General features: G+C 70.1%; 21 protein-coding genes. 10 read left to right on the top strand and 11 right to left on the bottom strand.

Translation table 11 applies throughout. From position 1 onward, the window contains the following. Positions 1–14 precede the first annotated feature (14 nt). The 4 genes from M4V62_RS28180 to M4V62_RS28165 are packed head-to-tail and all read left to right on the top strand — an operon-like array spanning position 15 to position 4,934. Positions 15–974: an ABC transporter permease gene (locus tag M4V62_RS28180; RefSeq protein ID WP_249590001.1), complete on the top strand. Its 960-nt coding sequence runs from the start codon at positions 15–17 to the stop codon at positions 972–974. Continuing rightward, entirely contained in the window at positions 974–2,965 is a 1,992-nt protein-coding gene (locus tag M4V62_RS28175; protein ID WP_249590000.1) for a dipeptide/oligopeptide/nickel ABC transporter permease/ATP-binding protein, read from the top strand. The genes M4V62_RS28180 and M4V62_RS28175 overlap by 1 nt, the downstream gene beginning before the upstream one ends. Continuing rightward, positions 2,962–4,002 (top strand): oligopeptide/dipeptide ABC transporter ATP-binding protein, encoded by a 1,041-nt coding sequence (locus M4V62_RS28170; RefSeq protein ID WP_249589999.1) that lies wholly within the window; start codon positions 2,962–2,964, stop codon positions 4,000–4,002. The genes M4V62_RS28175 and M4V62_RS28170 overlap by 4 nt, the downstream gene beginning before the upstream one ends. Then, positions 3,999–4,934, top strand: coding sequence for a dihydrodipicolinate synthase family protein (locus M4V62_RS28165; protein WP_249589998.1), 936 nt, complete (start codon positions 3,999–4,001; stop codon positions 4,932–4,934). The genes M4V62_RS28170 and M4V62_RS28165 overlap by 4 nt, the downstream gene beginning before the upstream one ends. A gap of 259 nt (positions 4,935–5,193) precedes the next feature. Here the strand turns inward: M4V62_RS28165 and M4V62_RS28160 are convergent, their stop codons facing one another. From M4V62_RS28160 to leuA, 5 genes are all read right to left on the bottom strand, one after another. Further along, a complete protein-coding gene (locus M4V62_RS28160; RefSeq protein WP_249589997.1) occupies positions 5,194–5,871 on the bottom strand; it encodes a response regulator in 678 nt (225 codons plus the stop codon). Then, the gene (locus M4V62_RS28155) at positions 5,868–7,106 is read right to left on the bottom strand and encodes a sensor histidine kinase (protein WP_425575068.1); all 1,239 of its coding nucleotides are present in this window, start codon (positions 7,104–7,106) and stop codon (positions 5,868–5,870) included. The genes M4V62_RS28160 and M4V62_RS28155 overlap by 4 nt, the downstream gene beginning before the upstream one ends. A 65-nt stretch (positions 7,107–7,171) precedes the next feature. Continuing rightward, positions 7,172–9,259: an MMPL family transporter gene (locus M4V62_RS28150; RefSeq protein ID WP_249589996.1), complete on the bottom strand. Its 2,088-nt coding sequence runs from the start codon at positions 9,257–9,259 to the stop codon at positions 7,172–7,174. Between the two features lie 168 nt (positions 9,260–9,427). Then, positions 9,428–10,162: a TerB family tellurite resistance protein gene (locus M4V62_RS28145; protein ID WP_425575067.1), complete on the bottom strand. Its 735-nt coding sequence runs from the start codon at positions 10,160–10,162 to the stop codon at positions 9,428–9,430. A 196-nt stretch (positions 10,163–10,358) separates the two neighbouring features. Continuing rightward, positions 10,359–12,086 carry a 2-isopropylmalate synthase gene (gene leuA / locus M4V62_RS28140; RefSeq protein WP_249589995.1) on the bottom strand — a complete coding sequence of 576 codons (1,728 nt, stop codon included), beginning with the start codon at positions 12,084–12,086 and terminating at the stop codon, positions 10,359–10,361. Between the two features lie 297 nt (positions 12,087–12,383). On the opposite strand from leuA, the gene M4V62_RS28135 reads away from it, so the two are divergent. The 4 genes from M4V62_RS28135 (at position 12,384) to M4V62_RS28120 (ending at position 16,492) form a co-directional block, all read left to right on the top strand. Beyond that, positions 12,384–13,457 (top strand): M4 family metallopeptidase, encoded by a 1,074-nt coding sequence (locus M4V62_RS28135; RefSeq protein WP_249589994.1) that lies wholly within the window; start codon positions 12,384–12,386, stop codon positions 13,455–13,457. A 44-nt stretch (positions 13,458–13,501) separates the two neighbouring features. Further along, positions 13,502–13,768 carry a protealysin inhibitor emfourin gene (locus M4V62_RS28130; RefSeq protein ID WP_249589993.1) on the top strand — a complete coding sequence of 89 codons (267 nt, stop codon included), beginning with the start codon at positions 13,502–13,504 and terminating at the stop codon, positions 13,766–13,768. A 112-nt stretch (positions 13,769–13,880) separates the two neighbouring features. Next, positions 13,881–15,257 (top strand): GH1 family beta-glucosidase, encoded by a 1,377-nt coding sequence (locus M4V62_RS28125; protein ID WP_249589992.1) that lies wholly within the window; start codon positions 13,881–13,883, stop codon positions 15,255–15,257. Beyond that, positions 15,254–16,492 carry an MFS transporter gene (locus M4V62_RS28120; protein ID WP_249589991.1) on the top strand — a complete coding sequence of 413 codons (1,239 nt, stop codon included), beginning with the start codon at positions 15,254–15,256 and terminating at the stop codon, positions 16,490–16,492. The genes M4V62_RS28125 and M4V62_RS28120 overlap by 4 nt, the downstream gene beginning before the upstream one ends. 446 nt (positions 16,493–16,938) lie before the next feature. Here M4V62_RS28120 and era read toward each other — a convergent pair whose 3' ends face one another. Continuing rightward, positions 16,939–17,898 carry a GTPase Era gene (gene era / locus M4V62_RS28115; RefSeq protein ID WP_425575203.1) on the bottom strand — a complete coding sequence of 320 codons (960 nt, stop codon included), beginning with the start codon at positions 17,896–17,898 and terminating at the stop codon, positions 16,939–16,941. Between the two features lie 169 nt (positions 17,899–18,067). Here era and M4V62_RS28110 point away from each other — a divergent pair, with 169 nt between their 5' ends. Next, on the top strand, positions 18,068–19,390 hold the full coding sequence (locus M4V62_RS28110) for an ammonium transporter (protein ID WP_425575202.1): 1,323 nt from the start codon (positions 18,068–18,070) through the stop codon (positions 19,388–19,390). Continuing rightward, the gene (locus M4V62_RS28105) at positions 19,387–19,725 is read left to right on the top strand and encodes a P-II family nitrogen regulator (protein ID WP_249589989.1); all 339 of its coding nucleotides are present in this window, start codon (positions 19,387–19,389) and stop codon (positions 19,723–19,725) included. The genes M4V62_RS28110 and M4V62_RS28105 overlap by 4 nt, the downstream gene beginning before the upstream one ends. Positions 19,726–19,908: 183 nt before the next feature. Here M4V62_RS28105 and M4V62_RS28100 read toward each other — a convergent pair whose 3' ends face one another. From M4V62_RS28100 to M4V62_RS28080, 5 genes are all read right to left on the bottom strand, one after another. Next, entirely contained in the window at positions 19,909–20,271 is a 363-nt protein-coding gene (locus M4V62_RS28100; RefSeq protein WP_249589988.1) for a cytidine deaminase, read from the bottom strand. Positions 20,272–20,346: 75 nt separating this feature from the next. Then, positions 20,347–20,703 carry an MmcQ/YjbR family DNA-binding protein gene (locus M4V62_RS28095; protein WP_249589987.1) on the bottom strand — a complete coding sequence of 119 codons (357 nt, stop codon included), beginning with the start codon at positions 20,701–20,703 and terminating at the stop codon, positions 20,347–20,349. Next, positions 20,700–22,001 carry a hemolysin family protein gene (locus M4V62_RS28090; RefSeq protein WP_249589986.1) on the bottom strand — a complete coding sequence of 434 codons (1,302 nt, stop codon included), beginning with the start codon at positions 21,999–22,001 and terminating at the stop codon, positions 20,700–20,702. The genes M4V62_RS28095 and M4V62_RS28090 overlap by 4 nt, the downstream gene beginning before the upstream one ends. Before the next feature lie 4 nt (positions 22,002–22,005). Then, complete coding sequence (gene ybeY / locus M4V62_RS28085) at positions 22,006–22,503, bottom strand: rRNA maturation RNase YbeY (protein ID WP_249589985.1); 498 nt, start codon at positions 22,501–22,503, stop codon at positions 22,006–22,008. A 13-nt stretch (positions 22,504–22,516) separates the two neighbouring features. Continuing rightward, positions 22,517–23,551 (bottom strand): PhoH family protein, encoded by a 1,035-nt coding sequence (locus M4V62_RS28080; protein ID WP_249589984.1) that lies wholly within the window; start codon positions 23,549–23,551, stop codon positions 22,517–22,519. Positions 23,552–23,635: the final 84 nt, after the last annotated feature.

Here is a 23,635-nt window from a genome sequence, read left to right as displayed (position 1 = left end):
GGAGTCACACAGACGTGACCGCGATCGTCAGAATTCTGGCCCGCCGCCTCGCCCTGCTCATCCCGCTGCTGCTCGGCATCGTCCTGTTCGTCTTCCTCGTGATGCGGTTCTCGGACATCGATCCGGCGTCGGCCTTCTACCAGGGCGCCAATCCGACCGAGGAGCAGCTCCAGCAGTTCCGCGAGGACAACGGCCTGCTCGATCCGCTGCCGGTGCGCTACTTCGCCTTCGTAGGCGATCTGGTCCAGGGCGACATGGGCATCAGCGTGCTCACCCGCTCACCGGTGGTGGACCAGGTCACCACCGCGCTTCCCCTGACCATGCAGCTGACCTTCATGGGGCTCGGCATCGCGGTCGTCATCTCAGTTCTGCTCGGTGTGACCGCCGCGATCTACCGCGACCGGCTCCCCGACCAGCTCATCCGCGTCATCTCGCTGACCGGTGTGGCGGCGCCCGGCTTCTGGCTGGCACTGCTCATGATCCAGTACCTGGCGGTGGAGGCGGGCTGGTTCCCGACCGGCGGATACGTCAACCCCGCCGACTCCTTCACCGGCTGGCTCAAGTCGATGACGCTCCCCGCCCTCGCGCTCTCCCTGCCGGTGGCCGCCGGGCTCACCCGCATCATCCGCACGGCGGTGGTCGAGGAGCTCGACAAGGACTACGTACGGACGGCGATCGGCAGCGGCCTGCCACCGGTCGTGGTCGTCGGCCGCAACGTCCTGCGCAACGCCCTCATCAACCCGCTGACCGTGCTCGGCCTGCGCGTCGGCTATCTGCTGGGCGGCGCGGTCGTCATCGAGACGATCTTCTCGCTGCCCGGCATGGGCAAGCTGATGATCGACGCCGTGAAGAACGGCGACCCGGCCGTCGTGCAGGGGGTCGTCATCACGACGGCCGTCGGGTTCGTGGTCGTGAACCTGGTCCTCGACATCCTCCATCTGCTGGTCAATCCGCGCCTGAGGGGGACCGCCTGATGATCACGTCGCGCAAGGCTCTGACCGAGCGGCTCTCGCGGCCCGGGATCCGCCTGCGCTCGCTGCGCAGGCTGCCGGTCCTCTCCCGGATCGCGGTGGGCGTCGTCGGCGTGGTCGTCCTCGTGGCGCTCTTCGCGCCGCTGATCGCCCCGCACGACCCGCTCGACCAGCAGCCGCAGGTCGACGGCACGGGTCACCCCTCGGCCGACCACTGGATGGGGCAGGACAGCCTCGGCAGGGACATCCTCAGCAGGCTCATGTACGGGGCTCGCTGGTCGCTCGCGATCGGGCTCGGGGCCACACTGCTCGCCCTGATCGTCGGCGCGGTGCTCGGCGCGATCGCGGCGACCTCGCGCAAGGCGGTCGACGAGACCCTGATGCGGTGCCTGGACGTCGTCATGGCGTTCCCCGGGATCGCGCTCGCGGCGGTGCTCGTGGCGGTCTTCGGAGGCGGCATCCTCGTACTGATCTGCGCGATCGCGTTCCTGTTCACACCGCCGATCGCTCGGGTCGTGCGCGCGAACGTGATGGATCAGTACGGCGAGGACTATGTCGTCGCCGAACGCATCGTCGGCGCCCGCACCCCGCACATCCTCATCAAGCACGTGGCCATCAACTGCGCCGCGCCCATCCTGGTGTTCTGCACGGTGCAGGTCGCCGAGGCCATCGTCTTCGAGGCCTCGCTGTCCTTCATCGGCGCGGGCGTGCGGCCCCCGGACCCGTCCTGGGGCAGCGTCATCGCCGACGGCAAGAACATGGTGCTGCTCGGCGGCTGGTGGGCGACGGTCTTCCCCGGCCTCCTGATGCTGATCACGGTCCTGGCCCTGAACATCCTCTCCGAGGGCGTCTCCGACGCGTGGGCGGCGCCCGCGACGCGCGACGTGCCGGGCGCGGCCCGCAAGGAGGACGCCCTCGAAGCCCCCGAGCCGGGCAGCGGCAAGGTCCTTGAGCTGCCGGGCCTGACGGAGGCGGCCCAGCGCCTGCGCTCACGCGCACGCCCCCTGCCGGAGGGCGATCCGGTCCTGACCGTCTCCGATCTCGCGATCGGATTCGACGCGCGCCACGGCGGCGTGGACATCGTCGACGGCATCAGCTTCCACGTACGGCCCGGTGAAGTGCTCGGCCTGGTCGGCGAGTCGGGCTGCGGCAAGTCGCTCACCGCGCTGACCGTGATGGGCCTGGAGCCGAAGGGCGCCCGGGTCAGCGGCCAAGTCACCTTCAACGGCGAGCAGTTGCTCGGCATGCCGATGCGCACCCGCAGGCGGCTGCTCGGCCACGACATGGCGATGATCTACCAGGACGCGCTGTCGTCCCTGAACCCCGCGATGACGGTCCGCTCCCAGCTCAAACAGGTCGTACGAAGAGGTGGGCGCCGCACGGCGGTCGAGCTCCTCGAACTGGTCGGCCTCGACCCGGACCGCACCCTGCGCAGCTATCCGCACGAACTCTCCGGCGGCCAGCGCCAGCGCGTCCTGATCGCGATGGCGCTCTCCCGCGACCCGAAGCTGATCGTGGCGGACGAACCGACGACGGCCCTGGACGTGACGGTGCAGGCCCAGGTGATCCAGCTCCTTCTGCGCCTGCGCGAGGAGCTGGGCTTCGCCCTGATCCTCGTCTCACACGATCTGGCCCTGGTCGCGGACGTCACCGACCGGGTGGTGGTGATGTACGGCGGCCAGATCGTCGAGACGGGCGTGACGGCGGACCTCGTCGAGGCACCGTCGCACCACTACACCCGCGGCCTGCTCGGCTCGGTGCTCTCGCTCGAATCGGCGGCGGAACGCCTGACCCAGATCAAGGGCGTCGTGCCCTCGCCCGCCGACTTCCCCGCGGGCTGCCGGTTCGCGGACCGGTGCCCCCTGGCGAGCGAGGTGTGCCGCACGACGGCGCCCGAACTCGTGGGCGGGGCACGGCATTCCATCGCCTGCCACCACCCGGCGGGCCGTCCGCCGCAGGTACCGCAGCCCAGGGGAAGCGAGGCCCTCAAGTGACCGCCGAAGACCTGATCACCCTCTCCGACGCGCACGTCGTGCACCGCGCTCGCTCGGGCGGACTGTTCTCGCGTGATCGCGTGTACGCCCTGACCGGCGCCGACCTGACCATCGCGCCCGGCGAGACGGTGGGCGTCGTGGGCGAGTCGGGGTGCGGCAAGTCGACGCTCGCGAAGGTCCTCGTGGGGGTGCAGCCGCCCACGGCGGGCACGGTGTCGTTCCGCGGCCGGGACCTGTGGACGATGAAACCCGCCGAGCGACGGGCCGCGATCGGCAGGAACACCGCCATGATCTTCCAGGACCCGTCGACCGCCCTGAACCGCAGGCTGACGGTGCGGCAGATCCTCAGGGACCCACTGGACGTACACAGGATGGGGACGACCACCCAACGCGACGCCCGCGTACGTAAGTTGATGTCCCTGGCCGGCCTCCCCACGGTCCTGGCGGACGGTCTTCCCGGACAGCTCTCCGGCGGGCAGCGGCAGCGCGTGGCGATCGCCCGTGCGCTGGCGCTGGAACCGGAGCTCGTGGTGGCGGACGAGCCGACGAGCGCCCTGGACGTCTCCGTGCGCGCCCAGATCCTCAACCTCCTCCTGGACCTGAAGGAACGCCTCGGCCTCGCCCTGGTCTTCGTCTCGCACGACATCCAGACGGTGCGGCGGATGAGCGACCGGGTCATCACGATGTATCTGGGCAGAATCGTGGAGGAGTCGCCGGCACAGGAGATCCTGGACCGAGCCCGCCACCCGTACACACGGGCCCTGTTCTCGGCGACGCCCGGCCTTCTGGACCCCATCGACCCGATCCCGCTCGTCGGCCCGGTGCCGTCGGCCACGCGCCCGCCGAGCGGATGCCCGTTCCGCACGCGGTGCTGGAAGGCGGACGACGCCTGCGCCTCCACCATGCCGGACTTCGCGTCGACGGAGGGGTCCGGGCACCGCTACCGCTGCCACCACCCCGTACGGGACGGCCAGTCCACGCACGAGCTAGTGATCCAGTCCGCCGCCACGGACGCGAGCCCCAGGGAGACTCCATGACCATGCCCACCCCGCTGACCGGTGTCGTTCCGCCCGTCTGCACGCCTCTGACACCGGACCACGAGGTGGACACGTCGTCGCTGACGAGACTGATCGACCATCTGGTCGAGGGGGGCGTGGACGGCCTCTTCGTCCTCGGCTCGTCGTCGGAGGCGGCGTATCTGACGGATGCGCAGCGGAGGGTCGTGATCGAGACGGTGGCGGGGCATGTCGGGGGCCAACTCCCGGTCCTCGCAGGGGCGATCGACATGGCGACGCCAAGGGTCCTGGACCACGTCCGTTCGGTGACGGAGGCGGGGGCGGACGGGGTGGTCGTGACGGCCCCCTTCTACACGCGCACGCATCCGGCGGAGGTGGCACGCCACTTCCGCCTGGTGGCGGGCAGGTCGCCGGTGCCGGTCTTCGCGTACGACCTCCCGGTGGCCGTCCACTCCAAGCTGGACGCGGAGCTGGTCCTGGAACTGGCGTCGGAGGGGGTGCTTGCCGGGTTGAAGGACTCCAGCGGGGAGGAGGGGAACTTCCGGGAGGTGGTGCTCGGGGCGCGGGGCCGGGCGGATGTGTCCGGCTTCAGTGTCCTGACGGGCTCGGAGACGACGGTGGACGCGGCGCTTGCGATGGGGGCGGACGGGGTGGTGCCGGGGCTCGGGAACGTGGACCCGGAGGGGTATGCGCGGCTCTACCGCTACTGCCGGGAGGGGGACTGGGTGCGGGCGCGGGTGGAGCAGGAGCGGTTGTGCGGGCTCTTCGGGATGGTGCGGGTGGGGGATGCGGGGCGGATGGGGGGCAGCTCTTCGGCGCTGGGCGCCTTTAAGGCGGCGCTGTATCTGCGGGGGGTGATTTCCTGTCCGGTTACTGCGGAGCCGCAGGTTCCGTTGTCTTCCGGAGAGGTTGAGCGGGTGGGGAAGTTTTTGGCGGGGGCTGGGTTGTTGTAACGGTCTTTCTAGTCCCCAACCCCGCCCCTTCCCGAAAACCCGCTCTGGCGCGGGGGCCTTGCGTGCCGTCATCACCGGCTTCGCCGAGTTCGTCCTCAAACGCCGGACGGGCTGAGATTCTCCGCCGGTCCGGGGAAATCTTTCAGCCGTCCGGCGTTTGAGGACCGGGGGTCTGGGGGCGGAGCCCCCTGCGCGGCGAAGCCGCCAATAGATGCAGCCGGGAAGGGGTGGGATTGGGGAAAGCCCCGCAGGGTACGCCCTACGCCGACCCCTCCACCCCCGGCCGAACCAACCCCGACTCATACGCCACAATCACCAGCTGCGCCCGGTCCCGAACCCCCAACTTCCCCATGATCCGGCTGACATGAGTCTTCGCGGTCAGCGGACTCAGCCCCAACGCCTCCGCGATCTCCGAGTTGTTCAGCCCCCGCGCCACCAACGCGAGCACCTGACACTCCCGCTCGCTCAACTGCCCTGCCAGCGCCTCCGGCAAGGCGACCTCGGCCGGCGCCCGCAGAACCCTGGCAATCAACCGCGAAGTCGGGCCCGGCGAAAGCAGGGACTCCCCCGCCGCCACCGTACGGATCGCCTCCAGCAACTCCCCCGGCTTCGTGTCCTTGACCAAGAACCCGGACGCCCCGGCCCGCAACGCCTCCACGACATGCTCATCCGTGTCGTACGTCGTCAGCATCAACACCTTCACCCCGGCCAGATCCTCGTCCTCCGCGAGCAGCCGCGTCGCCTCGATCCCGTCCAGATCCGGCATCCGGATGTCCATCACGATCAGGTCAGCCCGCTCCGACCTGGCCAGGTCGACCGCCGCACGCCCCGTCCCGGCCTGCCCCACCACCTCCATGTCCGGCGCGGACTCGACCAGCATCGCGAACGCCGCCCGTACCAGCGTCTGATCGTCGGCGAGCAGCACACGAATCGTCATCCAAGCCCTCCCAGGCCGACAGGAACCAGCGGCAGCACGGCCGACACCCCGAATCCCCCGCCCTCGCGAGGCCCCGCCTCCAACGTGCCGCCCACGCTCCGGGCCCGCTCCCGCATCCCCACCAGGCCGAAGCCAGGAGTGTGCGAGGGGTCGTCGGCGACCCGGCCGTCCCCGTCGTCCGTGACCGTCACCCGCAGCGCCGCGTCCGCCGTGCGGATCTCCACCCGGATGGTGAGCCCCGGACCGCCGTGCCGCACCGCGTTCGTCAGCGCCTCCTGCACGATCCGGTAGGCCGCCGCGCCCACGGCGGGCGGCGCATCGGCCTCCGCCACCGCAAGATCGACCTCGGCCCCAGACGTCCGCGCCGCCTGCGCCAGATCCGCGAGGCCGTCAAGACCCGGCAGCGGGCCCCGCGACTCCTCGGAGGACCCAGCCCTCAACACCTCCAGCGTGGCCCGGAGTTCACCCCGTGCCGAACGGCAGGTGTCCGCGATGTCGTCGAGCGCCTTCGCCACCGCCGCCCGGTCCAGCCGCTCCGGGTCGGCGGCGAGGACATGCGCCGCCACGGACGTCTGGACGCCGACCAGAGTGATGCTGTGCGCGAGCAGGTCGTGCAGGTCGCGGGCGACCCGCAGCCTCTCCTCGGCGACCCGCCGCCGCGCCTCCTCCTCGCGCGTACGCTCCGCCCGCTCGGCACGCTCCAGTACGGAGGTGACGTACTGGCGGTGGATGCGCACGTACACGCCGAGCAGCAGTACCGACACGATCCAGCCCGAGATCCTGAGCACCTCGCCCACCTGGTGCGGTTCCACGCTCGCGTTGACGGTCAGCGTGATGCCCACGACGAGGAGGCCGGTGATCAGGGCGCGGCGCGGGCGCCCGGAGGCGGCCACCGTGTAGAGCGCGACCATGCCGACCGGGACGGCGGCCATGTGTGTGTAGTCGACGGCGTGGTACGGAGCTATGAAGGCGATCACCCCGAGCAGGGCAAGCAGCGGACGGCCGCGTCGCCACGCCAGCGGCACGTGCGCGCACAGGAGCAGGGTCCACCCGAGGAGATCGGGCCGCACCCCGTCCTCGACGAACACGGCGAGAGCGGCGGACAGCACCGCGAGCGCCGCCGCGAACAGCGCGTCGGTGCGCAGCGCACGCCGAGTGCCGGGCACGGCCCCCGTGAAGGCGAGCACGCCACGCGGCGCCGGCGCCCTCCCCTGGAACTGCGGTATGTCCCCCACAGCTGCATCCTCCCGTACGAGGGCGCCCCTCCGGCAGGGAAGGGGCGCCCCGATGCGGTCAACGGTCAAGGGGCGGGGACCCGTTGGGGCTCGGGGTCGAGGGCCGGGCCCGCGGACTGCACGGGACGCGACAGGCTCCCCGGCCACCACACCTTCCGGCCGAGCGCCACGCTCGCACTCGTCACCAGATACGTCCGCACCAGGAACGTGTCGAGCAGCACCCCGACCGCGATCACGAAGCCCAGCTCGACCAGCTGCACCAGCGGCATGTTGGTGAGCACGGCGAACGTCGCCGCGAGCACGAGGCCCGCCGACGCGATGACGCCGCCCGTCGTCCGCAGCGCGGTCAGCGCGGCGGCCCCCGGCTCGGCACCGGCGAGGGACTCCTCCCGCATGCGGTGCATCAGGAAGATGCCGTAGTCGACGCCCAGCGCGACGAGGAACACGAAGGAGAGCAGCCCCAGCCCCGGGTCCGTGCCCTCGAAGCCGAACAGCGGCTCGAAGACCAGGCCCGCGATGCCGAGCGAGGCCCCCCACACCGCGACCACGGCGACAAGGAGCAGCAACGGCGCGACGAGGGAGCGCAGCAGGGCCACCAGGATCAGCAGCACCGCCGCGAGGACCAGCGGCACGATGATCAGGCGGTCACGGTCGTTCGTGTCCTTCAGGTCGAGCTGCTGGGCGCTGGAGCCGCCTACGTACGAGCCGTCGAGGTCGGCCCGCAGCGCCTTGATCGTCTCCGTCTCGCCCGCCGACTCGGGCGCGGCCGTCGCGATGACGGAGATCTCCGTCCAGCCCTTGGCCGTACGTCCCTTCTCCGCGCTGTCCACGCCCTTCGTGCCCTTGATGTCGGCGAGGGCCGCGGTGGCGCGGTCCTCGGGCGTCATCACGGTGATGGGCTGGGTGCCGCGCTCGGGGTAGGCCTTGGCGAGGGTCTCCATCGCGGTGACGGAGTCGGGCGTCTTGGTGAAGGAGTCCTCCTGCTTCAGCGCGCCCGGCAGGTTCAGCGCCCCCAGGGCGAGCGCGCCGAGCAGCACGGCGCCGCCCGCGAGTACGGTGAGGGGCCTGCGCCCCGCGGAGCTGCCCATCATGGAGAAGAGGCTGCGCCGCTGCTTGGGCTCGCTGCCGAAGGCCGGTACGAGCGGCCAGAACACGCGCCGTCCGAGCAGGACGAGGAGCGCGGGCAGCAGCGTCAGCATCGCGAGGAGCGCGCACAGCACGCCGACCGCGCCCAGCGGGCCCATGCCCCGGCTGCTGTTGAGGTCGGCGGCGAGCAGGCAGAAGAGCCCGGCCGCGACCGTCCCCGACGAGGCGAGCACGGCAGGGCCGCATCCCTTCAGGGCGGCGACCATCGCGTCGTAGGGGCGCTCGATCCTGCGCAGTTCCTCGCGGTAGCGGGAGACGATGAGCAGCGCGTAGTCCGTTCCCGCGCCGAACACGAGGATCGTCATCACGCCGCTGCTCTGGCCGGTGACGGACGTCCCGAAGCCTTCGTGCAGTCCGTAGGCGACGCCCATCGCCAGGTAGTCCGCGATGCCCGCGACGGCGAGCGGCACGAGCCACAGGAACGGGCTGCGGTAGATGAGGATCAGGAGCAGCGCGACCACTCCGGCGGTGGTGTAGAGCAGGGGTCCGCCGAGGGAGTCGTAGACCTTGCCCGCGTCGGTGTCGAGCGCCCCCGAGCCGCCCACGTCGACGTTCAACCCGCCTTCGCTGTGGGCGACTTCGCGTACGTCGTCGACGAGCGCGTCCCTGAGCTTCTCGTCCTGGCCCGGCTCGGTGCTCGCCACGGGGTACATGAGCGTGGTGCCGTCCTTGGACGGTACGGCGTGCGGGGCGGCCGTCAGCTCGTGGGCCTGGCCGATCTCGGCGACCTGGGCGGCGGCCGCCTCGCGGTCGGCGGCGGTCAGGCCTCCGTCACGGTGGTAGACGAGCACCAGCTCGGTGGCCTCGCCGCCGGGCAACTGCGCCTGGATCTTGGCCACTTCGGTGGAGTCGGCGCTGGCGGGGAGGTAGTCGACGACTTGGTCCTGCTGGGCGTCGGCCAGTTTCGACGCGAAGGGCCCGGCGAGCGCCATGACGGCTATCCACAGCCCGAGGAACACCCAGGGCACGGCTCGTCGCCGTCGTGCGGTGGTCTGTTCGGCCCGCATGACGGGCCTCCTTCCGGCAGGTTGGCAGGTTCAGTGCCAACCCTTCCGGAGGGTGCCGCGCGATCCGTCGGGCGCGAGGGCGAGTTGGGGCGTACGGCGCAGGGAGGCGGAGGGGCGGCACTACTCCCGCGGGAGTACGGGCCCGGCCCGCCAGGAAACCGGCGGAGCTCAGAAGTGCGTCGTCCGCGCCGCCACCATCAGCCGTGTCACCTCGTCCGCGCCGATGGTCAGCGCGCCGCCCGCCGTGGCGAGCACCTCGCGCTCGGCGGGGGTGTACGGGCCGTCGGCGAGTGCGATGCGCGCGCCCTGAATAAGGAGCGCCTCACGCCCGGCGGGGGCGAGGTGCGGGGCCAACGGGCCGAGCGCCTCGTGGAGTTCTATGGCCAGTCCGGGCCCGCAGTCGGGCACGGTCGCGCGGCCGGTGTCGGCGGCGAGCGCCTCGACGAGCGCGACGAGCTGTTCCTCGCAGCAGTCGTCGTACCCCGCGCCGCGCAGTGCGCCGACGGCCGCGTCGAGCGTCGTGCGCGACGAGGTGCCGCCCGCGGCGAGGATCGCGAGGACGACGGTGTGCACGGCGTCGCGGACCATGGCCGACAGGCGTGTGGTGGTGGGGTGGTCGAGGACGTCCGTGCCGAAGTGGTCGCCGCAGGCGGCGCACTCGACGACGGGGCCCGCGGTGCCGCGCGGCAGGACCGGGACGCCGAGCAGGACGAAGCGGCGACGGCCGGTGCGGCGCTGGTAGTTGCGGTCACCGCCGCAGCCCGGACAGAAGAACTCGCCGTCACCGACGGTGGTCCAGGCCGTATGCACGCCGATCACGCGCCTGCGCAGGACCCGCCCGCGTGAAACGGGCGTGGCGAAGATGCGGGAGTCCCGGCCGTTTCGTCCCCGATCTGGCAGCACCACGCACCTCCGTAACGCCCCGGCAACATTGCCGCGTTGGGCGTGATGTTAGCCACATTGTTGATGTGGCGTCAGCACCCTGCACGAGAGATGGCCGGTAGACGACCTGGACACGGCCCCACGCAAAAGCGCCGAACGGGCCCATTCGAGCCCGTCCGGCGCTTGCGCGGTGCGTTGAGGAGGCGTGCGGCGCTGGTCAGCGAGCCGCGCGGTTCACCGCGGAAACGGCGGCCTTCAGGGAGGCGCGTGTCGTATTCGCGTCGATGCCGATACCCCACAGGACCTTGTCGCCGATCGCGCACTCGATGTACGACGCGGCCTGCGCGGAGGCTCCCTCGCTCATCGTGTGCTCCTGGTAGTCCAGGAGGCGTACGTCGATGCCGATGCCCTGCAATGCGTGGAAGAAGGCCGAGATCGGGCCGTTGCCGGTGCCGGTCAGGACCGTGTCCTCGCCGTCGACGGTCGCCTCGACGGTCAGCGTGTCCGTGCCGTCCTTGTCCGTGGTGGTCTGGCCGTTCTTGACCTGGATGCGGCCCCACGGGTTGGCGGGGTTGGGCAGGTACTCGTCCTGGAAGATGCCCCAGATCGCGTCCGGCGTGACCTCGCCGCCCTCGGTGTCGGTCTTCGTCTGGATGATCTTGGAGAACTCGACCTGCATGCGGCGCGGCAGGTCCAGCTTGTGGTCGTTCTGCAGGACGTAGGCGATGCCGCCCTTGCCGGACTGCGAGTTGACGCGGATCACGGCCTCGTACGAACGGCCGACGTCCTTGGGGTCGATGGGCAGGTACGGGACGGCCCACTCGATGTCGTCGACCGTCTTGCCCTGCTGCTCGGCCCGGACGCCCATCGCCTCGAAGCCCTTCTTGATGGCGTCCTGGTGGGAGCCGGAGAAGGCGGTGTAGACGAGGTCACCTGCGTACGGGTGGCGCGGGTGGACCTCCATCTGGTTGCAGTACTCGGCGGTGCGGCGGATCTCATCGATGTCGGAGAAGTCGATCTGCGGGTCGACGCCCTGCGAGAAGAGGTTCATGCCCAGCGTGACCAGGTCGACGTTGCCGGTGCGCTCGCCCTGCCCGAACAGGCAGCCCTCGATGCGGTCGGCGCCGGCCATGATGGCCAGTTCGGCGGCGGCGACGGCGGTGCCGCGGTCGTTGTGCGGGTGGACGGACAGGCAGACGTGCTCGCGGCGGGTCAGGTTGCGGGACATCCACTCGAAGCGGTCCGCGTGGGTGGAGGGCGTCGAACGCTCCACCGTGGCGGGCAGGTTGAGGATGATCTCGCGGCCCTCCGCGGGCTGCCACACGTCACAGACGGCCTCGCAGACCTCCAGGGCGAAGTCCAGCTCGGTGTCCGTGAAGATCTCGGGGCTGTACTGGTAGCCGAAGACCGTCTCGGGGCCCAGCAGTTTCTCGGCGTACTCCATGACCAGGCGCGTGCCGTCGACGGCGATCTGCTTGACCGCGTCCTTCGAGCCACGGAAGACGACCTCGCGCCAGACGGGCGCGGTCGCGTTGTACAGGTGGACGGTGGCGCGCTTGGCGCCGACCAGCGACTCGACGGTGCGGGCGATCAGCTCTTCGCGGGCCTGCGTCAGGACGGAGATCGTGACGTCGTCCGGGATCGCGCCGTCCTCGATGATCGACCGTACGAAGTCGAAGTCGGTCTGGCCCGACGAGGGGAAGCCGACCTCGATCTCCTTGTAGCCCATGCGGACCAGCAGGTCGAACATCTCGCGCTTACGGGCGGGGGACATCGGGTCGATCAGCGCTTGGTTGCCGTCACGCAGGTCCGTGGAGAGCCAGCGGGGAGCGACCGTGATCCGGTTGTCGGGCCACGTGCGGTCGGGGATGTCGACCTGCTCGTACTGCCCGTACTTGTGGATCGGCATGGACGTGGCGCGCTGCAGATTCGGCTTGATGGCCATGATGCGGGGGCTCCTCGGGAGTGTCCTTAAGGACGGCCGACGGTCGCTTCGCGAGCAACACCGAACTCCGCGGGGAGGGGGTCGGCCTCGACTACAGGCCCTCGCCGCGGCAGCTAAGGAGAAGCAGCCCGTAACGCATGATGCTCCGCAGCCTAGCCGAGCCGCGCTGTGTGCGCGGGTGCGTATCAGTATGCGGGATCGCTGTCAGGTTACGGGTAAGAGGTGATCAATACCTCTATTTCACTAATCATGGTTGCAGGTAGTGACAGCGGCATGACCCAGTGCCACATTGCCGCCATGGCCACCAATCCAGGCTTCGAGCCTGTCTTCTGCACCATCATTCCGCCCCACCTGCTCGACACTCTGGCCCAGAGTGACGACGCCGCGCTCGCGGGTCCCGCCCGCCGCACCCTGGAACGGGACTCCATCGAGCGCACCCACCGCCGCCTGACCACGGTCATCGGCGCCCCCTCCGTCACGCCCCCCAAGGAAGCGGCGGACGGCAAGCCCCACCGCACGATCTACGACGCCAAGCGCAAGACCGAGCTGCCGGGCCGCAAGGTCCGCGGCGAGGGCGAGAAGCCCGGCAAGGACGCGACCGTCAACCGCGCGTACGCGGGACTCGGCGCGACCTTCGAGCTGTTCCACAAGACGTACGCGCGCAACTCCATCGACGGCAGCGGCCTGCCGCTGAACGCGACCGTCCACTACGGCGAGGACTACGGAAACGCCTTCTGGAACGGCGAGCAGATGGTGTTCGGCGACGGTGACGGCGAGATCTTCCTCGACTTCACCATCCCCGTGGACGTCATCGGCCACGAGCTCACCCACGGTGTCGTGCAGTACACGGCGAACCTCACGTACTTCGGCCAGCCGGGCGCCCTGAACGAGTCGATGGCGGACGTCTTCGGCTCGATGATCAAGCAGTACACACTCGGCCAGACCTCCGCCGACGCCGACTGGCTGATCGGCGCGGGCCTGCTCGCCCCGCGCGTCACCGGCAAGGCACTGCGCTCCATGAAGGAGCCCGGCTCGGCGTACGACGACGACGTGCTCGGCAAGGACCCGCAGCCCGCCGACATGGACCACTACGTCCGCACGGGCCGCGACAACGGCGGCGTCCACATCAACTCCGGCATCCCCAACCGCGCCTTCTACTTGGTCTCCGACGCGCTCGGCGGGCACTCCTGGGAGCGGGCGGGACAGATCTGGTACGCCGTCCTGACCGGCGGCGAGCTCGCGCAGGACGCGTCCTTCCAGGACTTCGCAAGGCTGACGGTCGCCGCCGCGCGCGAGAAGTACGGCGACGGCGACGAGCTCAAGGCCGTCATCGACGCCTGGTCCACGGTCAAGGTCCCGGCCACCGACTGACGGATGCGCTACCGACCGCCCACCCAGTGGAGTAGACAGGACCCATGCGTATCCAGGTGAAGCGCACGGGAGGATTCGCGGGCATCGAGCGGCACGCCGAGGTCGACACCTCGGGTCTGCCCGATGCCCACGAGTGGCAGGCCCTGGCCGATGAGGCCATGGCCGAGGGCCGGGGCACACCGCCCATAGGGGTGCCGGACGGCTTCAACTACCAGCTCACCGTCGACGGGCACACGGTGTACTGCTCGGATCCACGCCTGACCGATCCGCAGCGGAAGCTCATCACGCGTGTGCTCAAGGAGGGCGCGTAAGAAGGGCCGCGAGAAGGGCTCGTGAGAAGGGCTCGTAAAACTTGAGCGGTGTTCACCTTTTCTGAGGCACGCCCATTGACTTCGGTACTCGGGCGTACGGAAGATCGCGCCCATGGCAGCGAGCGATGCGCGCGAACCACTACCTCAGTTCCCCCGCGACTTCCTGTGGGGGGTGTCCACATCGGCTCACCAGATCGAGGGCGCCGTCGACGAGCGCGGCCCCTCGGTCTGGGACGCGTTCACCGCGGTGCCGGGCCGGGTGAAGGACGGCACCACGGCCGCCGTGGCCTGCGACCACTACCACCGCTACCGCGAAGACGTCGCGCTCATCCGGGAGTTGGGGGTGGGGGCGTACCGCTTCTCGGTGTCGTGGCCGCGCGTGCTGCCGGGCGGGGCGGGCGAGGTGAGCGCCGCGGGCCTGGACTTCTACGACCGCCTGGTCGACGAGCTGTGCGCGGCAGGGGTCAGCCCCGTCCCCACGCTCTTCCACTGGGACACCCCGCTCGCACTCGCCGACGAGGGCGGCTGGCTGCGTCGTGACACGGCCGAGCGGTTCGCCGAGTACGCGGCCGTGGTGGCGGGGCGCATCGGCGACCGCGCCAAGAAGTGGATCACCCTCAACGAACCCGCAGAGCACACCCTCCTCGGCCACGCGCTCGGCCAGCACGCCCCCGGCGAGCAGCTCATGTTCGACGCGCTGCCGGTGGCGCACCACCAGCTCCTCGCGCACGGTCTCGCCGTACGGGCGCTGCGCGCGGCCGGTGCCACGGACATCGGCATCGCCAACTCGCACGGCCCCACCTGGCCGGCGTCCGCCTCGCCCGAGGACACGGAGGCGGCGGACTTCTACGACGTACTCCTCAACCGCCTGTTCGCGGACCCGCTGATCCTGGGCCGATACCCCGAAGGCATCGCGGAGTTGATGCCGGCCGACGACATCGATGCGGACCTGAAGGTCATCGCGGAGCCGGTCGACTGGTACGGGATCAACTTCTACCAGCCGACGAAAGTGGGCGCGCCGCTCCCGGCGGCGACGGCGGCACCGACGGAATTCTCCGGGCTCACGCTGCCGCCCGAACTCCCCTTCACGCCAAGGGAGATCGAGGGCCGTCCGGTGACGGACTTCGGCTGGCCGGTGGTCCCGGAGTCGCTCACCGAGCTCCTGACCGGCTTCCGCGACCGGTACGGCGACCGGCTTCCGCCGCTGGTGATCACTGAGAACGGCTGCTCGTACGAGGGAATCGACGACCAGCGGCGGATCGACTACCTCGACGGCCATCTCCGGGCGCTGCACCGGGCGTTGGAGGAGGGCGTGGACGTGCGCGGCTACTTCGTCTGGTCCCTGATGGACAACTTCGAGTGGGCGGAGGGCTACCGGCAGCGCTTCGGTCTCGTGCACGTCGACTTCGAGGACACGGCCACGCTGGAGCGCACCCCGAAGGCGTCGTACGCGTGGCTGCGTGCGGCCCTGCGGGCGCAGCGCGCATGACCGCCACCGCCCTGCGGGAGCCGGTCGAGCGGGTCGGCCGGGGCTGGACGACCTCCCTCTCGGTCGCCAACGGCGCGATCTGGGTGGGCTGGTACGGCCCGCTGCAGATCCTGCTCGCCGTGCAGGCCGAGGACCTGGCCCCGGCCGGTACGTCGAAGGAGACGGTCCTCGCGTGGGTCACGGGGGTCGGCGCGGTCGTGTCGCTGGCCGCGAACCCGCTCTTCGGAGCGCTCTCGGACCGCACGACGGCCCGCTGGGGCAGGCGCACCCCGTGGATCGTGGCGGGCACGGCGGGCGGCGCCGCCTCGCTCATGCTGCTCTCGGCGGCGGGCTCCGTGTGGTGGATGGCGGCGGGCTGGTGCCTGGTCCAGCTCACCCTGAACGCGGCGTTCGCCGCGGTCACGGCGGCCGTCCCCGACCGGGTGCCGCGGCTCCAGCGCGGCTCGGTGGGCGGCTGGCTCGGGGCGGCGCAGCTGCTCGGCGTGGTCGTCGGGACGGGCCTCGCGACGGTGACGGGCGGGACGGTCGCGGGGTACGCGGCGTGTGCGGTGTTCACGGTGGCGGGCGTGCTGCCCTATGTCGTACGCCATCGGGACCTGCGCCTCGACGCCGCCGACCGGCCGCCGTTCGTGTGGCGGTCGTTCGCGGGCTCCTTCTGGCTGAGCCCGCGCCGCTACCCGGACCTGGCCTGGGCGTGGCTGACCCGCTTCCTGATCAACGTCAGCAACTCGGTGGTGCTGCTCTACCTTCTGTACTTCCTGCGGGACCGCCTGCACCGCTCCGACCCCGAAGGGGGCGTCCTGATCCTGACGGCCGTGAACGGCGTGACGATGCTCGCCACGGTCGTGGTGGGCGGCGCCTGGTCGGACCGGGTCGGGCGCCGCAAGCCGTTCGTGATCTGGGCGGGGACGCTGATGGCGGTGGCCACGGGCCTGCTCGCCCTGTGGCAGACCTGGCCGGGTGCGATCGTCGCGGCGGCGTTGCTCGGCGTCGGCTTCGGGGTCTTCACGTCGGTGGACTTCGCCCTGATGACGGACGTACTGCCGAAGGCGATGGACCGCGGCAAGGACCTGGGCGTCATCAACATCGCCAACTCCCTGCCCCAGGTGGCGGCCCCCGCCATCGCTGCCCCGATCGTGACGTATCTGGGGGGCTATCGGGTGCTGTATCTGGTGGCGGCGGTGATCGGTCTTGCGGGGGCGGTGCTGGTGACGCGGATCAGGGGCGTCGAGTGAGACAGATTGAGCCCGTCGTGGGGGTACCCCCTGCTCCTTAAGAGCTTGGGGGAGATTGAGGACGAACTCGGCGGAGCCGGTGATTTACCGAGCCCCGTACACCCCGCTCAAAAGCCCAGCTTGCGCAACTGCTTGGGATCGCGCTGCCAGTCCTTGGCGACCTTCACGTGCAGGTCCAGGCTGTATCAATGTGCGGCTACCGCCGCGCGGCCGACGTACACACTGCTCGCACGCCGACAACCACGCCAACCCCAGCACCCACAACGGGCCCAGCCCCTCAGAAACCCAGCTTGCGCAACTGCTTCGGGTCGCGCTGCCAATCCTTGGCAACCTTCACGTGCAGGTCCAGGCTGTATCAATCTGCGGCTACCGCCGCGCGGCCGCCATACACACTGCTCGCACGCCGACAACCACGCCAACCCCAGCACCCACAACGGGCCCAGCCCTCAGAAACCCAGCTTGCGCAACTGCTTCGGGTCGCGCTGCCAGTCCTTGGCTACCTTCACGTGCAGGTCCAGGAAGACCGGCGTCCCCAGGAGCGCCTCGATCTGCTGGCGGGACTTGATCCCGACCTCCTTGAGCCGCTTGCCCTTCGGGCCGATGATGATGCCCTTCTGGCTGGGGCGCTCGATGTAGACGTTCGCGTGGATGTCGAGCATCGGCTTGTCCGCGGGCCGGTCCTCGCGCGGCAGCATCTCCTCCACCACGACGGCGATCGAGTGCGGCAGCTCGTCCCGTACGCCCTCCAGGGCCGCCTCGCGGATCAGCTCGGCGACCATGACCTGCTCGGGCTCGTCCGTGAGGTCGCCCTCGGGGTAGAGCGGCGGGCTCTTCGGGAGCATCGGGACGATCAGGTCGGCGAGCAGCTGGACCTGCTTGTCGCCGACCGCCGACACCGGCACGATCTGCGCCCACTCGAAGCCGAGCTCCTTGCCGAGCTGGTCGATGGCGATGAGCTGCTCGGCGAGCGTCTTGCTGTCGACGAGGTCGGTCTTCGTGACGACCGCGATCTTCGGCGTCTTCTTGATCGTGGCCAGTTCCTTGGCGATGAACCGGTCACCGGGGCCGAGCTTCTCGTTCGCGGGCAGGCAGAACCCGATGACGTCGACCTCGGCCCACGTCGTACGGACGACGTCGTTGAGCCGCTCGCCGAGCAGCGTGCGCGGCTTGTGGAGCCCGGGGGTGTCCACCAGGATCAGCTGGGCGTCCGGCCGGTGCACGATGCCGCGCACCGTGTGCCGCGTGGTCTGCGGCTGGTTGGCCGTGATCGCCACCTTCTGGCCGACCAGAGCATTCGTGAGGGTGGACTTGCCCGCGTTGGGGCGGCCCACGAAGCAGGCGAAGCCGGCGCGGTGGGGTGCCTCGGACGGCTCGGATGACTCGGTACGAACGCTCATGGCGCCCATTCTCCCTGATCGACGGAGGGCCGCAGCACGCCGAGGCGCCGATTCCCCGCCGGTGAGCCCCCGGAAACTCATCGGCAACACGAAACACGGCGGAAACGCTCGGGTGTCCGTTCCGAAACCCGGGGCGGTGACGCTCTCCCTCTGCCCCCACCCGGAGGAGAGATTCCCCGTGCAGACCGTGTACGCGTCGTACCCGCCGCACTCGCTCACGAACACCCTGGCCGCGGCCCAGGGCCCCGACACCGGTGACACCGCCTGGCTGCTCGCGGCCACCGCCCTGGTCCTGCTGATGACACCGGGCCTCGCGCTCTTCTACGGCGGCATGGTCCGCACGAAGAGCGTCCTCAACATGCTCCTCATGAGTTTCGTGTCGATCGCCCTGGTCACCGTGGTGTGGCTGCTCGCCGGCTACTCGCTCGCGTTCGGCGACGACACGTTCGCCGGACTGATCGGCGGCCTCGACCACCTGGGCATGGCGGGCATCGGCCCGAGCACGCTCACGGGCACGGTCCCGACCCTCCTCTTCACCACTTTCCAGCTGACCTTCGCGATCCTCACCACGGCGCTGATCAGCGGCGCGATCGCGGACCGGACGAAGTTCGCGGCGTGGCTCGTCTTCGTGCCGCTGTGGGCGCTGCTCGTATACGTTCCCGTGGCGCACTGGGTCTGGGGCCCGGACGGCTGGATCTCCTCGTCCCTCGGCGCCCTGGACTTCGCGGGCGGCCTGGTCGTCGAGATCGCCTCCGGTGCGTCCGGCCTCGCGCTCGTCCTGGTCATCGGCCCGCGCATCGGCTTCAAGAAGGACGCGATGCGCCCGCACAACCTGCCGATGGTCCTGATGGGCGCGGGTCTGCTCTGGTTCGGCTGGCTCGGCTTCAACGGCGGCTCGGCCCTCGGCGCGAACGGCCTCGCGGCGGCCTCCCTCCTGAACACGCTGCTCGCCGGGTGCACGGGCCTGCTCGGCTGGCTCTTCGTGGAGCAGCAGCGCGACGGCCACCCCACCACCTTCGGCGCGGCATCGGGCGCGGTGGCGGGCCTGGTGGCGATCACTCCCGCGTGCGGGGTCGTCGGGGTGCTCGGCGCCGCGGTGGTCGGTCTCGCGGCGGGCGTCGTCTGCTCGTACGCCGTGGCCTGGAAGTTCCGCTTCGACTACGACGACTCGCTGGACGTCGTGGGCGTCCACCTGGTCGGCGGCGTGGTCGGCACGCTCCTGATCGGCCTGTTCGCGACGGCCACGATGACGGACGGCGCGGAGGGCCTCTTCTACGGTGGCGGGCTCGCCCAGCTGGGCAAGCAGACGGTGGCGGTGCTGGTCGTGGCGGCGTACACGTTCGCCGTGACGTACGGCATCGGCAAGGCGATCGACAAGCTGATGGGCTTCCGCGCGTCCGCCGACGACGAGATGACGGGCCTCGACCAGACGCACCACGCGGAGACGGCCTACGATCACGGCGTCCTGGTCGGCCCGATGAAGGGGAGCCACGTCGCATGAAGCTCATTACCGCGGTCATCAAGCCGTTCCGCCTCGACGAGGTGAAGACGGCGCTCCAGGAACTGGGCGTACAGGGCCTGACCGTCACCGAGGCGAGCGGCTACGGACGCCAGCGGGGGCACACGGAGGTGTACCGGGGCGCGGAGTACCAGGTGGACCTGGTGCCGAAGGTGCGGATCGAGGTCGTCGTCGACGATGCGGACGCCGACCCGGCGATCGACGCGATCGTCCGCGCGGCGGCCACGGGAAAGATCGGCGACGGGAAGGTGTGGGCGGTCCCGGTGGAGACGGTGGTGCGGGTGCGGACGGGGGAACGGGGCCCGGACGCGGTGTGACTGGCGCGGGGGCCTTGGTTGCCGTCAATCACCGGCTTCGCCGAGTTCGTCCTCAATCGCCGGACGGGCTGGATTTCCAGCCCGTCCGGCGATTGAGGACATCTTGTACGGGGTCTGGGGCGGAGCCCCAGCCAGGCCCCCGCGCCGAGCGGGTTTTCGGGAAGGGGCGGGGTTGGGGAAAGGTCAGTTCGCTTGAACCTGCGCCCGAATCTCCCCATCGGTCCCCGCAAGGAAAACCGGCGTCCCGGCCCCGCCAAGGTCCGCCACAGCGGAAAGGTCCTCCGCGGGAAGCGCCTCCGCGGAGGAGACAACCGCAGCCGCTTCAAGCGACTCCGCCCCGGACGCGACGGCCATCGCCACGGCGGTACGCAGGGCGGAAAGCTTCAGGGAGTCGAGGGAAACGGTCCCGGCGACATAGGTCCGCCCCGTCTCGTCCCGCACAGCGGCCCCCTCGGCCACCCCGTTCCGCGCCCGCGCCGAACGAGCCAGCGTCACGATCTTCCGGTCCTCAGCATCAAGCGCGCCAAGCGCAGCACTCTCGGTCATAAACCGAGCATACGGAGCCGAAACCGCCGCACGGCCACCGGGTACATCGACCCCGCCAGCGGACCGGCCGACGGCTCAGGGCCGGTCGAGCCGAAGCCGCACAGCCTTCGGGAGACCGGCCACCACCAGGTCGTACGAGTCCTCGATCAGCTCCCGGACCATCGTGTCCGGGAGCTTCGCGTCCACCGTCACGGTGTTCCAGTGCCGCTTGTTCATGTGCCACCCCGGCACGATCTCCGGGTGCGCGGCCCGCAGCTGGACCGCCATGTCCGGATCGCACTTCAGGTTCACGGACAGCGGCGCCGCGTCCATCGAGCTCAGCGCGAACATCTTCCCCGCGACCTTGAACACCGAGAACTCGGGCCCGAACGGAAACTCCTCCGCCGCGTCGTTGAACGACAGGCAGAACGTACGCAGTTCCTGCGGGGTCACCCCGAAGTCCCCTCCCCCTCGTCCTTGGACACGACCGGCTCCACGAGCACCGTCACGATCTTGTTCCGCCGCCCTGCGGCGGACTCCGCGGTCAGCCGCAGCTCGCGCCCGTCCGGCAGCGGCACGAGGGCCGAAGCCCCGGCGATCGGCACCCGGCCGAGCGCCTTGGCCAGCAGGCCGCCGACCGTCTCGACGTCCTCGTCGTCGAACTCGTCGAGCCCGAAGAGCTCGCCGAGGTCTCCGATGTCCAGGCGCGCGGTGACGCGGTAGCAGCCGTCCGCGAGCTCCTCGACGGGCGGCAGTTCTCGGTCGTACTCGTCGGTGATCTCGCCGACGATCTCTTCCAGGATGTCCTCGATGGTGACGATCCCGGCCGTACCGCCGTACTCGTCGATGACGACGGCGACGTGGTTGCGCTCCTGCTGCATCTCGCGCAGCAGGTCGCCCGCGTTCTTCGTGTCGGGCACGAACGTCGCCGGGCGCATGGCCGTCGACACCAGGTCCGACTCGCTGTCGCGGTTGATGTGCGTCTTGCGGGCGAGGTCCTTGAGATAGACCATGCCGACGACGTCGTCCTCGCTCTCGCCCGTCACCGGGATGCGCGAGAAGCCGGACCGCAGCGCGAGGGTGAGCGCCTGCCGGATGGTCTTGAAACGCTCGATGGCGACCAAGTCCGTCCGGGGCACCATGACTTCGCGTACGAGGGTGTCGCCGAGCTCGAAGACGGAGTGCACCATGCGGCGCTCGTCGTCCTCGATGAGGGATTCCTTCTCGGCGAGGTCGACCATCGCCCGCAGCTCGGCCTCGGAGGCGAACGGGCCGCGCCTGAAGCCCTTGCCGGGCGTGAGCGCGTTGCCGATGAGGATCAGGAGCGGCGGGATCGGGCCCATGATGCGGGCCAGCGGCAGCAGGACGTACGCCGCGGCCGTCGCCGTGTTGAGCGGGTGCTGGCGGCCGATGGTGCGGGGCGAGACGCCCACGGCCACGTACGACACGAGGACCATCACCGCGATGGCGACGGCGAGCGCCTCCCAGGTCTCGGCGAATTCGTTCAGGCAGGCGTACGTCACCAGGGACGCCGCGGCCATCTCGCACGCGACGCGCACGAGCAGCGCCACGTTGAGATAGCGGGTGGGGTCGGCGGCGACCTGCGCGAGCTTCGCGCTGCCGCGCCGCCCGGAGCGGACCGCCTCCTCCGCACGGAAGCTGGAGGTGCGGGCGATGCCCGCCTCGGCGCAGGCCGCGAGCCAGGCGACGACGACCAGGGCGACGGCACCCGCGATCAGCTGGAAGCTCATGGCGCTACGAGACGGTGGGCGCCGGAGACGGCCCGGTCAGGCCGTTCTCGGCGCGCCAGCCGTCGACGATGGCCGCCTGGAGGCCGAACATCTCGGCCTTCTCGTCCGGCTCCTCGTGGTCGTACCCGAGCAGGTGAAGGACTCCATGGACGGTGAGCAGCTGGAGCTCCTCGTCCATGGAGTGCTCCGTCTCCGCTTCCTTGCCCTGCTTGAGCGCGACCTCGGGGCAGAGCACGATGTCGCCGAGGAGACCCTGCGGGGTCTCCTCCTCGTCCTTGGCGGGCGGGCGCAGCTCGTCCATCGGGAAGGACATGACGTCCGTCGGTCCCGGCAGGTCCATCCACTGGATGTGCAGCTGCTCCATGGCGTCGGCGTCCAGCACGATCACCGAGAGCTCGGAGAGCGGGTGGATGCGCATCCGCGCGAGGGCGTAGCGGGCGATGTCGAGGATCGCCTGCTCGTCGACCTCGGTTCCGGATTCGTTGTTGACGTCGATCGACATGGTGCGGCTTCCGCTACTTCCCGTTTTTCTTGTTCTGCTGACTGTCGTCGTACTTCTCGTACGCGTCGACGATACGGCCGACCAGCTTGTGCCGTACGACATCGCTGGACGTGAGCCGCGAGAAGTGCACGTCGTCGATGCCCTCCAGGATGTCCTGGACCTGGCGCAGACCCGACTTGGTGCCGTTCGGCAGGTCGACCTGCGTGACGTCGCCCGTGATCACGATCTTCGACTCGAAGCCGAGGCGGGTGAGGAACATCTTCATCTGCTCGACGCTGGTGTTCTGCGCCTCGTCCAGGATGATGAACGCGTCGTTCAGCGTGCGGCCTCGCATGTACGCGAGCGGGGCGACCTCGATGGTCCCCGCGGCCATCAGACGCGGGATCGAGTCCGGGTCGAGCATGTCGTGCAGCGCGTCGTACAACGGCCGCAGGTACGGGTCGATCTTTTCGTAGAGCGTGCCCGGCAGGAAGCCGAGCCGCTCGCCGGCCTCGACGGCGGGGCGGGTCAGGATGATGCGGTTGACCTGCTTGGCCTGGAGCGCCTGCACGGCCTTGGCCATGGCGAGGTACGTCTTGCCGGTGCCCGCCGGGCCGATGCCGAAGACGATGGTGTTCTTGTCGATGGCGTCGACGTAACGCTTCTGGTTGAGCGTCTTGGGGCGGATCGTGCGGCCCCGGGACGAGAGGATGTTCTGCGTGAGGACCTCGGCCGGGGTCTCCGGTCCGTCGCCCTCTCCTGCCTCGTCCGCCCTGAGCATGGCGATCGAGCGTTCCACGGCGTCCTCCGTCATCGGCTGACCGGTGCGGAGCACCAGCATCATCTGGTCGAACAGGCGCTGGATGAGGGTGACTTCATGGGCGTCACCGACAGCGCTGATCTCATTGCCCCGGACATGGATGTCGGCCGCCGGGAAGGCCTTCTCGATCACGCGCAACAGGGCGTCTCCGGAGCCGAGCACCGTCACCATCGGATGGTTCGCCGGAACGGTGAAGTGGGCTCGGGCCTGACCCTGGGCAGGGGTATGAGCTGTGGGTGTCTGAGTCATGGGCCGGCGCTGAAGGCCTGCTCATCCTCCTCATGCGGGGCTTGGTGGCCGCTCGACAGCCTTGCACTGCCAAGAGTACGACGC

The sequence above is a fragment of the Streptomyces durmitorensis genome (assembly GCF_023498005.1).
Classification (GTDB): Bacteria; Actinomycetota; Actinomycetes; order Streptomycetales; family Streptomycetaceae; genus Streptomyces; species Streptomyces durmitorensis.
Note: the sequence above shows the minus strand (reverse complement) of the source record. Positions and strands in the feature narration are given on the sequence as shown.